At 70.6% G+C, this 13,637-nt stretch carries 10 protein-coding genes and 1 pseudogene; 5 read left to right on the top strand and 6 right to left on the bottom strand.

Features of this window, described 5'->3' with window-relative positions; translation table 11 throughout:
- Nucleotides 1-45: 45 nt before the first annotated feature.
- A complete protein-coding gene (locus ACIQJT_RS16235; RefSeq protein ID WP_402643921.1) occupies nt 46-1,110 on the bottom strand; it encodes a metallophosphoesterase in 1,065 nt (354 codons plus the stop codon).
- A 396-nt stretch (nt 1,111-1,506) separates the two neighbouring features.
- The gene (locus ACIQJT_RS16230) at nt 1,507-2,619 is read right to left on the bottom strand and encodes a LacI family DNA-binding transcriptional regulator (protein ID WP_365452822.1); all 1,113 of its coding nucleotides are present in this window, start codon (nt 2,617-2,619) and stop codon (nt 1,507-1,509) included.
- A gap of 438 nt (nt 2,620-3,057) precedes the next feature.
- Between ACIQJT_RS16230 and hisC the strand changes: the two genes are divergently transcribed.
- The 5 genes and pseudogenes from hisC to ACIQJT_RS16205 all read left to right on the top strand — a co-directional run.
- Nucleotides 3,058-4,137, top strand: a complete 1,080-nt coding sequence (gene hisC, locus ACIQJT_RS16225; protein WP_402643918.1) for a histidinol-phosphate transaminase — start codon at nt 3,058-3,060, stop codon at nt 4,135-4,137.
- A gap of 234 nt (nt 4,138-4,371) precedes the next feature.
- Nucleotides 4,372-5,880, top strand: a complete 1,509-nt coding sequence (locus ACIQJT_RS16220) for a cytochrome ubiquinol oxidase subunit I (protein WP_053846209.1) — start codon at nt 4,372-4,374, stop codon at nt 5,878-5,880.
- Nucleotides 5,881-5,898: 18 nt separating this feature from the next.
- Nucleotides 5,899-6,903: a cytochrome d ubiquinol oxidase subunit II gene (gene cydB, locus ACIQJT_RS16215; protein WP_402643916.1), complete on the top strand. Its 1,005-nt coding sequence runs from the start codon at nt 5,899-5,901 to the stop codon at nt 6,901-6,903.
- A 57-nt stretch (nt 6,904-6,960) separates the two neighbouring features.
- On the top strand, nt 6,961-10,464 hold the full coding sequence (gene cydD / locus ACIQJT_RS16210) for a thiol reductant ABC exporter subunit CydD (RefSeq protein WP_402643913.1): 3,504 nt from the start codon (nt 6,961-6,963) through the stop codon (nt 10,462-10,464).
- A 5-nt stretch (nt 10,465-10,469) separates the two neighbouring features.
- A pseudogene (locus ACIQJT_RS16205) lies at nt 10,470-10,631 on the top strand (M23 family peptidase); the annotation flags it as partial.
- A gap of 17 nt (nt 10,632-10,648) precedes the next feature.
- Here ACIQJT_RS16205 and ACIQJT_RS16200 read toward each other — a convergent pair.
- The 4 genes from ACIQJT_RS16200 to ACIQJT_RS16185 form a co-directional block, all read right to left on the bottom strand.
- The gene (locus ACIQJT_RS16200; protein WP_402643911.1) at nt 10,649-11,533 is read right to left on the bottom strand and encodes a Cof-type HAD-IIB family hydrolase; all 885 of its coding nucleotides are present in this window, start codon (nt 11,531-11,533) and stop codon (nt 10,649-10,651) included.
- 83 nt (nt 11,534-11,616) lie between these two features.
- Complete coding sequence (locus ACIQJT_RS16195) at nt 11,617-12,519, bottom strand: LLM class flavin-dependent oxidoreductase (RefSeq protein ID WP_402643908.1); 903 nt, start codon at nt 12,517-12,519, stop codon at nt 11,617-11,619.
- A 52-nt stretch (nt 12,520-12,571) separates the two neighbouring features.
- Nucleotides 12,572-13,027, bottom strand: a complete 456-nt coding sequence (locus tag ACIQJT_RS16190) for a hypothetical protein (RefSeq protein ID WP_365452806.1) — start codon at nt 13,025-13,027, stop codon at nt 12,572-12,574.
- 24 nt (nt 13,028-13,051) lie between these two features.
- A complete protein-coding gene (locus ACIQJT_RS16185; protein WP_402643904.1) occupies nt 13,052-13,624 on the bottom strand; it encodes an RNA 2'-phosphotransferase in 573 nt (190 codons plus the stop codon).
- Between the last annotated feature and the right edge of the window lie 13 nt (nt 13,625-13,637).

Raw genomic sequence — 13,637 nt, 5'->3', positions numbered from 1 at the left:
GCAGACGGTCGGTCCGTCCTGGGGGAAGGTCTGCCCGGTGAAGGTTCAGATATCCAGGGGCAGTTGCTGGACCAGCAGTTTTCCGGCCATGGTCACTCCGCCGTCCATGGCGATGGCCAGTCCGTCGGCGTAGACGTGCGGTCCCTCGACGAGCGGACCGGATTCCTCCTTGTCGTCCTCCGAGCCCACTTCGCCGAGCAGATAGGGGATCGGGCTGTGGCCGTGGACGATGCGGCTGCCGCCGTACGTGGCGAGCAGGGAGCGCACATGGTCGGCGCCGCCTTCGTCGCGGAAGGAGAAGCGCTTGGTGAACTTGCGGAACAGGTCCCACACCTCGTCCGCGTCATTGCGTGTGAGGGTCTCGCGGACGGTGTCGTTGACCGCCTCGATCGAGTCGCCGTAGTCGAGGTAGGCGGTGGTGTCGGAGTGCACGAGCAGATGGCCGTCGACCTCCTCGACGGCGTCGAGTCGGGCCATCCACTGCAGGTGGTGGTCCTGGAGGCGGTCCATGTCGGTCTTCTGCCCGCCGTTGAGCAGCCAGGCCGCCTGGAAGGTGGCGGTGCCGGCGCCGGAGTTGACGGGGGTGTCGCCGAACCGCTTGGCGCCGATGAGCAGCAGCTCGTGGTTGCCCATGAGGGCCTTGCAGTAGCCGCCCGCCGCCGCGGCCTCCGCGGACAGCCGCATCACGAGGTCGATGACGCCGATGCCGTCTGGGCCGCGGTCGGTGAAGTCGCCGAGGAACCACAGCCGGGCGGTGCCCGCGCACCAGTTGCCCGCGGCGTCGACCAGGCCCTTCTCGTGGAGTGCGGCCATCAGTTCGTCGAGGTAGCCGTGGACGTCGCCGACGACGAACAGCGGACCGGGACCGTCCGCCGCCTGCTCGGCGGGGTCGGCGGCCGCCTGGAGCCCGTCGCCGGGGTCGATGACGGGCAGGTCCTGCTCGGTGGGGGTGTACCCCTCGGGGTAGGCCTCCTCGTGGGCCGGGACGACGTCCCCGGGGTGCGTGCTGTGGCCGTACGGACCGGTCTCGTTGACGTACGCGGGCACCCGGAAGTCGCGCAGCACCGCCGTGCGCTCCACCTCGGGTCCCTGACCGGCCCCCTGAGTCATCAGACCCCTCCACCATCGCGCCGCATCTGCACCGCTTCGGACTGCCTGGTCGCAGCGGCCCCGCGGTGTCGTGGGCCCATCATAGGAATGCGGATCGCGCCGTGTGATGACCCAGGGGTGGTGAATCGGAGCAAGACTCCTGTTCACCGCGGCATTCGCCCCGTTTGGGCAGGGCTTCGACCCCCGGGTGACGCTCCTCTTCGGCAGGAGGCCGGCGGATCGGGTCACCGACGCGGGAGGCGGCAGGTCGCCCCGCTGGGTTGACGGCGGGTGCGGTGCCGCCGGCCCCCGCCTCCGTGAGTCGGCCCCGCCGTGCACCCCGCCGCGCCGCCGGGCCCGTCCGGGGCGACCGGACCCGCCGGTTCGCCGTGACCCGAGCCCGAGCCTCCCGGCTCCCTACTCCTCCTCGGGCGACCGCGGCGGGCTGACCGTCGTGCGCGGGGCCCGCCGCTGGGAGGAGGTGCGCACGATCAGCTCGGTCGGTATCACCTGCTCGACCGGCTGGTCCGACTCGACCCCTTCGATGGCGTCGATGAGGAGCTGGATCACGGCTGTGCCGATGCGACGCGGCTTGAGGGAGAGCGTGGTGACGGGCGGTTCGGTGCTGGCGTACACGGTGGACTCGCTGCAGCAGACGATGAGCAGGTCGTCCGGGACGCGCAGCCCGTAGCGGCGGGCGGCCGCCAGCAGGTCCGTGCCGTTCGGGTCGAACAGGCCGTAGACGGCGTCGGGCCGGTCCGGGCGGGCGAGCAGCCGGTCGGCGGCGACGGCGCCCGCGCACGGGTCGTGCGCCGGGTAGGCCTCGTAGACCGGGTCCTGTCCCACTCGCTCGCACCAGCGCAGGTACGCGGTGGTCGACAGATGGGTGTACGTGTCCGTCGTCGTCCCGGTCAGCAGGCCGATGCGGCGGGCGCCGGCGTCGGCCAGGTGGTCGAGGATGCCGAGGACGGCGGCCTCGTGGTCGTTGTCGACCCAGGCGGTGACCGGGAGCGCGCCGACCGGGCGGCCGTCGGAGACGACCGGCAGTCCCTGCCGGACCAGTTCGCTGACGACCGGGTCCTGGTCGGACGGGTCGATGACCACCGTGCCGTCCAGGGCGACGTTCGACCACACGTCGTGGCGGGAGGTCGCAGGCAGGATGACGAGGGCGTAACCGCGGGCGAGCGCGGCCGAGGTGGCGGCCCGCGCCATCTCGGCGAAGTAGGCGAACTCGGTGAAGGTGAAAGGTTCATCCCCGTACGTGGTCACGGTCAGGCCGATGAGTCCCGACTTGCCGGTACGGAGGGTTCTGGCCGCGGCCGAGGGCCGGTAGCCCAGTCGGTCGGCGACCTCCCTGACATGGCGGCGGGTGGCGTCCGGGAGCCTGCCCTTGCCGTTCAGGGCGTCGGAGACGGTCGTGATGGAGACTCCGGCGGCGGCGGCCACGTCTCTGATGCCCGCCCGGCCCGGCCGACTGCCTCGACGTGAGGTTTCCGCGCGGCTCACCTGGTGCTTCCCTGCTGCTGTCATGGCGAGCCGATAGTAGGGCTCATGTGGTGGGGTGGGGCGGACGCATATGCACGCGTTGACAGGCACGTTTCTGCAAGGTCATCTGCCACCAACTACCTGTGAAACAAAGCCAGTTAGTTGATCCAATGGCACTACGTAACTCGTCGGCACGCATGGGCCTGCCAAGCCCCCGATGTTTCGAAGAGGTCTCAACTCACCTGCACGGGTGACGCGCGCTACGGCGCGAGCCACCGGCGCATAGATATATGTGACCGCGCCCCTTGATTCGTCTGCCTTCGTACGGTGATGCCCCTGATGCCCGTGGGGCGGATGAGGTTGGCTCTCCCCTGTACGCAGCGGCGCCCAATCCTCATAAGGTGAGCAGTATTGGAAGCCGGCTGCCCGAGTCGGCCGCCATGTGCCGGTGGTCATGTGTCGGTGGTCCAGAGGAGGACTGCGGTGAGCGAGACGAGCCCCAAGCTGCGCGCCGAGCTGGAGGGTATTCCCACGTACAAGCCGGGCAAGCCCGCCGCCGCCGGCGGTCCGGTGGCCTACAAGCTGTCCTCCAACGAGAACCCGTATCCGCCGCTGCCGGGTGTGCTGGAGACGGTGACGGCCGCGGTCTCCTCCTTCAACCGGTACCCGGACATGGCCTGCACAGGGCTGATGGAGGAGCTGTCCGAGCGCTTCGGCGTCCCGCTCTCCCACCTGGCGACCGGCACGGGCTCGGTCGGCGTCGCCCAGCAGTTGATCCAGGCGACCTCGGGGCCGGGCGACGAGGTGATCTACGCGTGGCGGTCCTTCGAGGCGTACCCGATCATCACGCAGATCAGCGGTGCCGCCTCGGTACGGGTGCCGCTGACGCCGGGCGATGTGCACGACCTGGACGCGATGGCCGACGCGATCACCGACCGGACCCGGCTGATCTTCGTCTGCAACCCCAACAACCCGACGGGCACGGTCGTCAGGCGGGCCGAGCTGGAACGATTCCTCGACCGGGTGCCGAGTGATGTGCTGGTGGTGCTGGACGAGGCCTACCGCGAGTTCATCCGCGACCCGCAGGTGCCGGACGGTGTGGAGCTGTACCGCACCCGGCCGAACGTCTGTGTGCTGCGGACCTTCTCCAAGGCGTACGGCCTCGCGGGGCTCAGGGTCGGCTTCGCGATCGCCCACGAGCCGGTGGCCGCGGCCCTGCGCAAGACGGCGGTGCCCTTCGGGGTGAGCCAGCTCGCACAGGAGGCGGCGATCGCCTCGCTGCGGGCCGAGGACGAACTCCTCGGCCGGGTCGGCTCGCTGGTCTGCGAGCGCAACCGGGTGGTGGAGGGGCTGCGCGCACAGGGCTGGACCGTGCCCGAGACCCAGGCCAACTTCGTGTGGCTGCGGCTGGGGGAGCGCACGGTCGACTTCGCGGCCGCGTGCGAGCAGCACGGTGTGGTCGTACGGCCCTTCGCGGGCGAGGGTGTGCGCGTGACGGTCGGCGAGGCCGAGGCGAACGACATCTTTCTGAAGGTGGCGGAGGGCTTCCGCAAGGAGCTGTGACGCGCGGCGAGTGAGTCTGTGGGAGGCCGGGGTTTCACGTGAAACCCCGGCCTCCCGTGCGCCAGGGGCCGATCGGTCCTTACAGATGTGACCTATCGGACCCGCCCAGGGACCCCCCACCCACCCCATGTCGAACTGCCATGCGTCATAATTGCTTGTGAATGTGAACGCTTTCACAAGCGCTTCGTTTTGCAAGCATTTGTTCCACAAGCCTGTGAGGTAAGGAGCGGCGACGTGGACCTGGCTCTGGCGCCGGAGACCCTGGCGCGCTGGCAGTTCGGCATCACCACCGTCTACCACTTCCTGTTCGTCCCCCTGACGATCTCCCTGGCCGCCCTCACGGCGGGCCTCCAGACCGCATGGGTGCGGACGGAGAACGAGAAGTACCTCAGGGCCACCAAGTTCTGGGGCAAGCTCTTCCTGATCAACATCGCGATGGGCGTGGTCACCGGCATCGTGCAGGAGTTCCAGTTCGGCATGAACTGGTCCGACTACTCGCGCTTCGTCGGCGACGTCTTCGGTGCCCCGCTCGCCTTCGAGGCCCTGATCGCCTTCTTCTTCGAGTCGACCTTCATCGGCCTGTGGATCTTCGGCTGGGACAAGCTGCCCAAGAAGATCCACCTGGCCTGCATCTGGATGGTCTCGATCGGCACGATCCTGTCGGCGTACTTCATCCTCGCGGCCAACTCGTGGATGCAGCACCCGGTCGGCTACCGGATCAACAAGGAGAAGGGCCGCGCCGAACTCACCGACTTCTGGGCGGTGCTGACCCAGAACACCACGCTCGCCCAGGTCTTCCACACCCTGTCGGCCACCTTCCTGACCGGCGGCGCCTTCATGGTCGGCATCGCGGCCTTCCACCTGTTCCGCAAGAAGCACATCCCCGTCATGAAGACGTCGCTGCGCCTCGGACTGGTGACCGTGGTCGTCGCCGGCATGCTCACCGCGATCAGCGGCGACACGCTCGGCAAGGTCATGTTCAAGCAGCAGCCGATGAAGATGGCGGCCGCCGAGGCCCTGTGGGACGGCCAGGAATCGGCCCCCTTCTCGATCTTCGCCTACGGCGATGTGGAGAAGGGCCACAACAGCGTGGCCATCGAGATCCCGGGCCTGCTGTCCTTCCTCGCCAACGACGACTTCACCTCGTACATCCCCGGCATCAACGACGTCAACAAGGCCGAGCAGCAGAAGTACGGGCCGGGGGACTACCGGCCCAACATCCCCGTCACCTTCTGGGCGTTCCGCTGGATGATCGGCTTCGGCATGGCGTCCTTCGCCATCGGCCTCGCCGGACTCTGGCTGACCCGCAAGAAGTTCATGCTCCCCCAGCACCTGAGGGTCGGCGAGGACGAGGTACCGCACCTGGTCCTGTTCAAGAACAAGGCCCTCAGCCCCAAGCTCGGCAGGCTCTACTGGCTCGTGGCGATCTGGACCCTGGGCTTCCCTCTGATCGCCAACTCCTGGGGCTGGATCTTCACCGAGATGGGCCGCCAGCCGTGGGTCGTCTACGGCGTCCTGCAAACCCGGCACGCGGTCTCCCCCGGCGTCTCCCAGGCCGAGGTCCTCATCTCGATGCTCGTCTTCACGGCCCTGTACGCCATCCTCGCCGTCGTCGAGGTCAAGCTGCTCGTGAAGTACGTCAAGGCCGGCCCGCCCGAGCTCACCGAGGCCGACCTCAACCCGCCCACGAAGATCGGCGGCGACACCCGTGACGCCGACAAGCCGATGGCCTTCTCGTACTAGGCCGAGGGAGATCGAGTCATGGAACTTCACGACGTCTGGTTCGTGCTCATCGCCGTGCTGTGGACCGGCTACTTCTTCCTGGAGGGCTTCGACTTCGGAGTCGGTGTCCTCACCAAGCTGCTCGCCCGTGACCGGACCGAGAAGCGTGTCCTGATCAACACCATCGGCCCGGTCTGGGACGGCAACGAGGTATGGCTGCTGACGGCGGGCGGCGCGACCTTCGCCGCCTTCCCCGACTGGTACGCCACGCTCTTCTCCGGCTTCTACCTGCCGCTGCTGGTCATCCTGGTCTGCCTGATCGTCCGGGGTGTCGCCTTCGAGTACCGGGCCAAGCGGCCCGAGGAGAACTGGCAGCGCAACTGGGAGACCGCGATCTTCTGGACCTCGCTCATCCCCGCGTTCCTGTGGGGCGTGGCCTTCGGCAACATCGTGCACGGGGTGAAGATCGACCGGAACTTCGAGTACGTCGGCTCCCTCTGGGACCTGCTCAACCCGTACGCCCTGCTCGGCGGTCTGGTGACGCTGACCCTGTTCACCTTCCACGGGACCGTGTTCACGGCACTGAAGACGGTCGGCGAGATCCGGGAGCGGGCACGGAGGCTGGCGACCCGGGTCGGTGTCACGGCGGCCGCGCTGGCAGCGGTCTTCCTGCTGTGGACGCAGGTCGACAGCGGTGACGGCAAGAGCCTGGTCGCGCTCGTGGTGGCCGTGGCCGCGCTGGTCGCCGCTCTGGTGGCCAACCATGCGGGCCGTGAGGGATGGTCGTTCGCGCTGTCGGGTGTCACCATCGTGGCCGCCGTGGCCATGCTCTTCCTGACGCTCTTCCCGAACGTCATGCCGTCCTCGCTCGACGCGGACTGGAGCCTGACGGTCACCAACGCCTCGTCGAGCCCGTACACGCTGAAGATCATGACCTGGTGCGCGGGGATCGCCACGCCGGTCGTCCTGCTCTACCAGGGCTGGACCTACTGGGTGTTCCGCAAGCGGATCGGCACCCAGCACATTGCCGAAGCCGCGCATTGAGCCCGGTGGGGCATGTTTCACGTGAAACGTGCCCCTTGAGAAAAGGGTGTGTTTCACGTGAAACCGATCGACCCGCGTCTGCTCCGCTACGCCCGGGCCACCCGCCTCTTCCTGGTGGCCGTGGTCGGCCTGGGTGTCCTCGGCGCCCTGCTGGTCATCGCTCAGGCGATGCTCGTCGCCGAGATCGTGGTCGGCGCGTTCCAGCACGGTCTGGCGGTCTCGGAACTCCGTACTCCCCTGCTGCTGTTGGCGGCTGTCGCCGTCGGCCGGGGGCTCGTCTCGTGGCTCACCGAGCTGGCCGCGCACCGGGCGAGTGCGGCGGTGAAGTCAGAGCTGCGAGGACGCTTGCTGGAGCGGGCCACCGCGCTGGGGCCGGGGTGGCTGAGCGGACAACGGACGGGATCTCTGGTCGCCCTGGCCACCAGGGGTGTCGACGCCCTCGACGACTACTTCTCGCGTTACCTCCCGCAGTTGGGCCTCGCGGTGGTCGTACCGGTGGCGGTGCTGACGCGGATCGTGACCGAGGACTGGGTCTCGGCTGCCATCATCGTCGGCACCCTGCCCCTCATCCCGGTCTTCATGGTGCTGATCGGCTGGGCCACGCAGTCCAGGATGGACCGACAGTGGCGGCTGCTGTCCCGCTTGTCGGGTCACTTCCTGGACGTCGTCGCGGGGCTGCCGACCCTGAAGGTGTTCGGCCGGGCCAAGGCGCAGGCCGAGTCGATCCGGCGCATCACCGCCGAGTACCGGCAGGCCACCATGCGGACCCTGCGGATCGCCTTCATCTCCTCCTTCGCGCTCGAACTGCTGTCGACGCTCTCGGTGGCGCTGGTCGCCGTGACGATCGGGATGCGTCTCGTGCACGGTGAGATGGACCTGTACGACGGCCTGGTCATCCTCATCCTGGCCCCGGAGGCGTACCTGCCCCTGCGGCAGGTGGGTGCGCAGTATCACGCGGCAGCGGAGGGGCTGGCGGCCGCCGAGGAGATCTTCTCGGTGCTGGAGGCGCCGGTGCCGGCATCGGGCACGGTCGCCGTGCCCGCCGGTGCGCTGGCCTTCGAGCGGGTCACGGTCAGGTACCCCGGCCGCTCCGGGGACGCCGTCACGGACGTGTCCTTCGAGGTCGCGCCCGGCGAGACGGTCACACTGGTCGGGCCCAGCGGGGCGGGCAAGTCGACGTTGCTGAACGTCCTGCTGGGCTTCGTGCGGCCGGCCGAGGGGCGGGTGCGGATCGGGGGAGCCGATCTTGCCGAGGCCGACCTGGAGGAGTGGCGCTCGCGCATCGCGTGGGTGCCGCAGCGGCCGCACCTGTTCGCGGGGACGATCGCCGAGAACGTCCGGCTGGCACGGCCCGACGCCGACGAGGCCGCGGTGCGGCGGGCGTTGGCGGACGCGGGGGCGCTGGGGTTCGTCGACGCGCTTCCGCTGGGTGCCGACACCGTGCTCGGCGAGGACGGCGCCGGTCTCTCCGCCGGGCAGCGGCAACGGCTCGCGCTGGCCCGGGCGTTCCTCGCGGACCGGCCGGTCCTGCTCCTGGACGAGCCGACGGCGGCGCTCGACGGGGCGACCGAGGCGGAGGTCGTGGCGGCCGTACGGCGGCTGGCGGCCGGGCGGACCGTGCTGCTGGTGGTGCACCGGCCGGCGCTGCTCGGGGTGGCGGACCGGGTGGTGCGGCTCACGGAGCCCGCGGCACCGGCTCCTGTGGACGCCACCGCCGGGACGCCCACGGCCCGCGTGGTGGAGGACGGCGACCCCGTTCCGGGCGACCGCGTTCAGGCCGAGCCCGGAACGATCGAGCGGGCAGCGGAGACGCGCGGTGTCCTCGCCCGCGTCCGTGCCATGTCGGGCCCCCGGCGGGGCCGGCTCGGGCTCGCGCTGCTGCTCGGTAGCCTCGCCCTCGGCAGCGCCGTGGGACTGATGGCCACCTCGGGGTGGCTCATCTCGCGGGCCTCGCAGCAGCCGCCCGTGCTGTATCTGATGGTGGCCGTGACGGCGACCCGGGCCTTCGGGATCGGGCGGGCCGTGTTCCGGTACGCGGAGCGGCTGGTGTCGCACGACGCCGTCCTGCGCATGCTCGCCGACACCCGGGTCGCCGTGTACCGGCGCCTGGAGCGGCTGGCGCCCGCCGGTCTGCGCACCGCCCGCCGGGGTGATCTGCTCTCGCGGCTCGTCTCCGACGTGGACGCCCTCCAGGACTACTGGCTGCGCTGGCTGCTGCCCGCCGGTGCTGCCGTCGTGGTGTCGGCGGCCTCCGTGGGCTTCACGGCCTGGCTGCTGCCGGAGGCGGGTGCCGCGCTGGCCCTGGGCCTGCTGGCCGCCGGCGCCGGGGTCCCCCTCGTCACGGGAGCCGTGGCCCGCCGCGCCGAGCGCAGACTCGCCCCCGCCCGCGGGGAACTGTCGACCAGGGTGACCGATCTCCTCACCGGGACCGCCGAGTTGACCGTCGCCGGTGCCCTGCCCGCCCGTACCGCCGAGGCGCGGCGGGCCGACGGCGTCCTCACCCGGATCGCCTCCCGCGCCGCCACCGCCACCGCAGTCGGTGACGGCCTCACCGCGCTGATCTGCGGCCTGACCGTCACCGCGACCGCCTTCGTCGGCGCCCAGGCGGTCGCCTCAGGCCGGCTCGGCGGGGTCACCATGGCCGTCGTCGTCCTCACCCCGCTGGCCGCCTTCGAGGCCGTCCTCGGACTGCCGCTCGCCGTGCAGTACCGCCAGCGGGTGCGCAGGAGCGCGGAGCGCGTCCACGAGGTGCTGGACGCGCCCGTGCCGGTTCGAGAGCCGGAGCACGCCCGGCAGGCGCCCGCCTCGCCGTTCCCCGTCGTCCTCAAGGGGGTGACCACGCGGCATGCGGGCCAGGACCGGGACGCGCTCGCGGGCCTCGACCTGACCCTCGCGGAGGGCCGGAGGATCGCCGTGGTCGGCGCCTCCGGCTCCGGCAAGACGACGCTCGCACAGGTGCTGCTGCGCTTCCTGGACGCGGACGCCGGCACCTACACCCTGGGCGGCGTGGACGCCTACGGGCTGCCCAGCGACGACGTACGGCGGCTGGTGGGGCTGTGCGCCCAGGACGCCCATCTCTTCGACAGCTCGGTGCGCGAGAACCTCCTCCTCGCCAGGAAGGACGCGAGCGAGGAGGAGCTGCGGGACGCGCTGCGGCGGGCCCGCCTGCTCGACTGGGCAGAGAGCCTTCCCGACGGGCTGGACACCCTGGTCGGTGAGCACGGGGCGTGGCTGTCCGGCGGTCAGCGCCAGCGGCTCGCGCTGGCCCGGGCACTGCTCGCCGACTTCCCCGTCCTCGTGCTGGACGAGCCAGCCGAACATCTCGACCTGCCCACCGCCGACGCGCTCACCGCCGATCTGCTGGCCGCCACCGCGGGCCGTACGACACTCCTCATCACGCACCGCCTGGCAGGACTGGAGTCGGTGGACGAGGTGGTCGTACTCGACGAGGGCCGGATCGTGCAGCGTGGTTCCTACCGGGAGCTGGCGGGTGCCGAGGGGCCGCTGCGGGGGATGGCCGAGCGGGAGGCGGAGTCGGAGCTCCTGGTGGCGGCGCGCTGAGGACGGCCGGCTCGTGCCGGGGTGCCGTGCGCCTGGAGCAGTCGCCGGCGGCGGAGGGCACCTGGGTCACTCCGGTGGCGGCGTACGAGCTGTCCGCCGGGTTCGGCAGCGGCGAGAGGCGGTGGGCGAGCCGGCACACCGGGCAGGACTTGCCGCGCGGCGTCCCTCGGCCGGGCCGCGGCTCCTACATGCGCTCCAGCATGCGCTCGATCACGACGGCCACCCCGTCCTCGTTGTTGGCGACGGTCCGGCCTGAGGCGGCCGCGATCGCGTCGGGGTGGGCGTTGCCCATCGCGTACGACTGTCCCGCCCAGGTGAGCATCTCGATGTCGTTGGGCATGTCCCCGAAGGCGACGACCTGCTCGTGCGAGATGCCGCGCTCGGCACAGCACAGGGCGAGCGTGCTGGCCTTGGAGACACCGGGCCCGCTGATCTCCAGCAGGGCGCTGGGACTGGACCGGGTGACGTTGGCCCGCTCGCCGATGGCAAGGCGGGAGAGGGTGAGGAAGGCGTCCGGGTCGATCGAGGGGTGGTAGGCGAGGATCTTCAGCACCGGCTCGGCGGCACCGGGGCCGTCCTCGGCCAGCAGTTCCTCGGCGGGGGCGAGGTTGTCCGGGATCTCCATGTGCAGCTTGGGATAGTCCGGCTCCTGGTAGAAGCCGTACGTCTGCTCCACCGCGTACACCGTGCCGGGCGCCGCCTCGCGCAGCAGGCGCACGGCGTCCAGCGCGTTCTGCCGGGCCAGCTCGCGCACCTTCACGAACCGGTGGGCGCCGGGGCCGCCGTGCAGGTCGACCACCGCGGCGCCGTTGCCGCAGATGGCGAGGCCGTGGCCATGGACGTGGTCGCTGACAACATCCATCCAGCGGGCGGGGCGACCGGTGACGAAGAAGACCTCGATGCCGGCCTCCTCGGCGGCGGCGAGGGCCGCGACCGTGCGCGGGGACACCGACTTGTCGTCGCGCAGCAGAGTGCCGTCGAGATCGGTGGCGATCAGGCGCGGCGGTATGTCTGCGGCCGGGGTCTCGGGCTGTCGAGTCGCTGAGGTCACCCGCTCATTCTCCCGCATATGCGTGCACGACCGTGCGGGTGCCCGCACAGGTGAGACATAGATGACGCGGGGCGTACCTCACAGGTCCCGGTGCCGCTGTCTCAGCCCACCTGTGCCGGAGCCTCCATGGCGATCTGCTCGAAGACCTTCTCGTCGGCGGCGAAGACCGAGTCGGGGATCGGCCAGTGGATCACGAGTTCCGTGAAACCGAGCTCCCGGTGGCGGCCCGCGAAGTCCACGAACGCGTCGAGGGAGTCCAGCGGACTGCTGCGGTCGGGGGTGAAACCGGTGAGCAGGATCTTGTCCAGGGTCCTCACGTCCCGGCCGAGCGCCGCGCAGGTGTCGGAGAGCCTGTCGATCTGGCCCCGGAGGGCCTGGACGGACTGCTCGGGTGTCCCTTTCTCGTACAGCTTCGGGTCGCCGGTGGTCACCCATGCCTGCCCGTGGCGTGCGGCGAGCTTCAGGCCGCGCGGCCCGGTGGCGGCCACGGCGAAGGGCAGCCGGGGCCGCTGGACGCAGCCGGGGAGGTTGCGGGCCTCGTGCGCCGAGTAGAAGTCGCCGTCGTAGGACACGGAGTCCTCGCTGAGCAGGCGGTCGAGCAGCGGGACGAACTCCGCGAGCCGGTCGGCGCGCTCACGCGGGCTCCACGGGTCCTGGCCGAGCACGGTGGCGTCGAAGCCGGTGCCGCCCGCGCCGATGCCGAGGGTGACGCGGCCGCCGGAGATGTCGTCGAGGGTGATCAGTTCCTTGGCGAGGGTCACCGGGTGGCGGAAGTTCGGCGAGGTCACCAGGGTGCCCAGGCGCATCCGGTCGGTGACGCCCGCGGCACCGGTCAGGGTGGGCACGGCACCGAACCAGGGCCCGTCGCGGAAGGTGCGCCAGGACAGATGGTCGTAGGTGTACCCGGTGTGGAAGCCGAGCTGCTCCGCGCGTTGCCATGCCTCGCGGCCCCCCTCGTTCCAGCGGCGGTACGGGAGGATCACGGTGCTCAGGCGCAGACTCATGTGTCCGAGCGTATGCGTCGGGCCGTGTTTCACGTGAAACAGTGACTCACGGTCACTGTGTGCGGCCGCTGAGCCAGGGGCTGAGGCCCACCGTGATGAACTCCTTGTGTACACGGTCACCCGGCAGCGGCACCATCAGGAAGTGGCCGGGCGGGAAGCGCCGTGCCTTCACCCACGCGTGGCCGTCGTAGAGGGCGCGGAGGAACGCGGGGACGTCGTCGCGGGCGACGTCGGGGCACTCGACTCCGTCGACGGTGATCAGGGCGTCGTCGTCCGGGAAGAGGCGCACATCCACCTGCGGCCGGCCGCCGAGTTCGACGTACGCCTCGTGGGGCAGGGTGCCGTCCGGGTCGGTGATGACGCCGACGCCCGCGGCGCTGCGGCGGGAGGTCTGGTCGGCGCCGATGTCGTGGGTCACCTCGATGGCGAGCCCGTACTCGGCGGCGAGGGCGCGGAGCGCGGTGACGGCGGCCTCGGTGGTGGGGAGGTGGTTCCTGCCGTGATCCATGGCGTCGATCATCTCCCAGCGGGTTCAGTGCGGCTGGGGAAAACGCAGATAGCGCGGTGGCACGGTCTGGGTCAGCCACACCCCGTTCGCGCTGACGTGGAAGACGTGGCCGTCGCGGTGCATGGCCTGCGCGTCGACGGAGAGCACGACGGGGCGGCCGCGGCGGGCACCGACCCGGGTCGCGGTCTCACGGTCGGCCGACAGGTGCACGTCGTGCCGGTTCATGGGGCGCAGTCCCTCGGCGCGGATCGCGTCCAGGAAGCGGCCCACGGTCCCGTGGTAGAGGTACGGCGGCGGGGTCGCCGCCGGCAGGCCGAGGTCGACGTCGATGCTGTGGCCCTGGCTTGCGCGGATGCGGGTGCCCTCGACCGCGAAGCGCTGCTTGTCGTTGGCGGCGACCACGTGGTCCAGCTCGTCGCGGGTGAAACGGAAGCCGTGCGCGGCGGCCGCGGCGATCAGCGCGTCGATCTCGACCCAGCCGGCCTCGTCGAGCGTGAGCCCGATCCGTTCCGGTTGGTGGCGCAGATGCTTCGAGAGGTACTTCGACACCTTCACGGTGCGTCTCTCGTCGCTCTCGCGTGGCTTGTTCTCATTCATCTCGCCAGGGTGC

Source organism: Streptomyces sp. NPDC091972, from assembly GCF_044756385.1.
Taxonomy (GTDB): Bacteria; Actinomycetota; Actinomycetes; order Streptomycetales; family Streptomycetaceae; genus Streptomyces.
The sequence above is the reverse complement of the archived record's forward strand: the minus strand, read 5'-3'. Positions and strand labels throughout refer to the sequence as shown.

What these genes read in the sequence shown, in the direction of transcription:
- ACIQJT_RS16235 (WP_402643921.1), bottom strand. Translation starts at nt 1,110, where the DNA reads ATGACTCAGGGGGCCGGTCAGGGACCCGAGGTGGAGCGCACGGCGGTG.
- ACIQJT_RS16230 (WP_365452822.1), bottom strand. Translation starts at nt 2,619, where the DNA reads ATGACAGCAGCAGGGAAGCACCAGGTGAGCCGCGCGGAAACCTCACGT.
- cydB (WP_402643916.1), top strand. Translation starts at nt 5,899, where the DNA reads ATGGAACTTCACGACGTCTGGTTCGTGCTCATCGCCGTGCTGTGGACC.
- ACIQJT_RS16200 (WP_402643911.1), bottom strand. Translation starts at nt 11,533, where the DNA reads ATGCGGGAGAATGAGCGGGTGACCTCAGCGACTCGACAGCCCGAGACC.
- ACIQJT_RS16195 (WP_402643908.1), bottom strand. Translation starts at nt 12,519, where the DNA reads ATGAGTCTGCGCCTGAGCACCGTGATCCTCCCGTACCGCCGCTGGAAC.
- ACIQJT_RS16190 (WP_365452806.1), bottom strand. Translation starts at nt 13,027, where the DNA reads ATGGATCACGGCAGGAACCACCTCCCCACCACCGAGGCCGCCGTCACC.
- ACIQJT_RS16185 (WP_402643904.1), bottom strand. Translation starts at nt 13,624, where the DNA reads ATGAATGAGAACAAGCCACGCGAGAGCGACGAGAGACGCACCGTGAAG.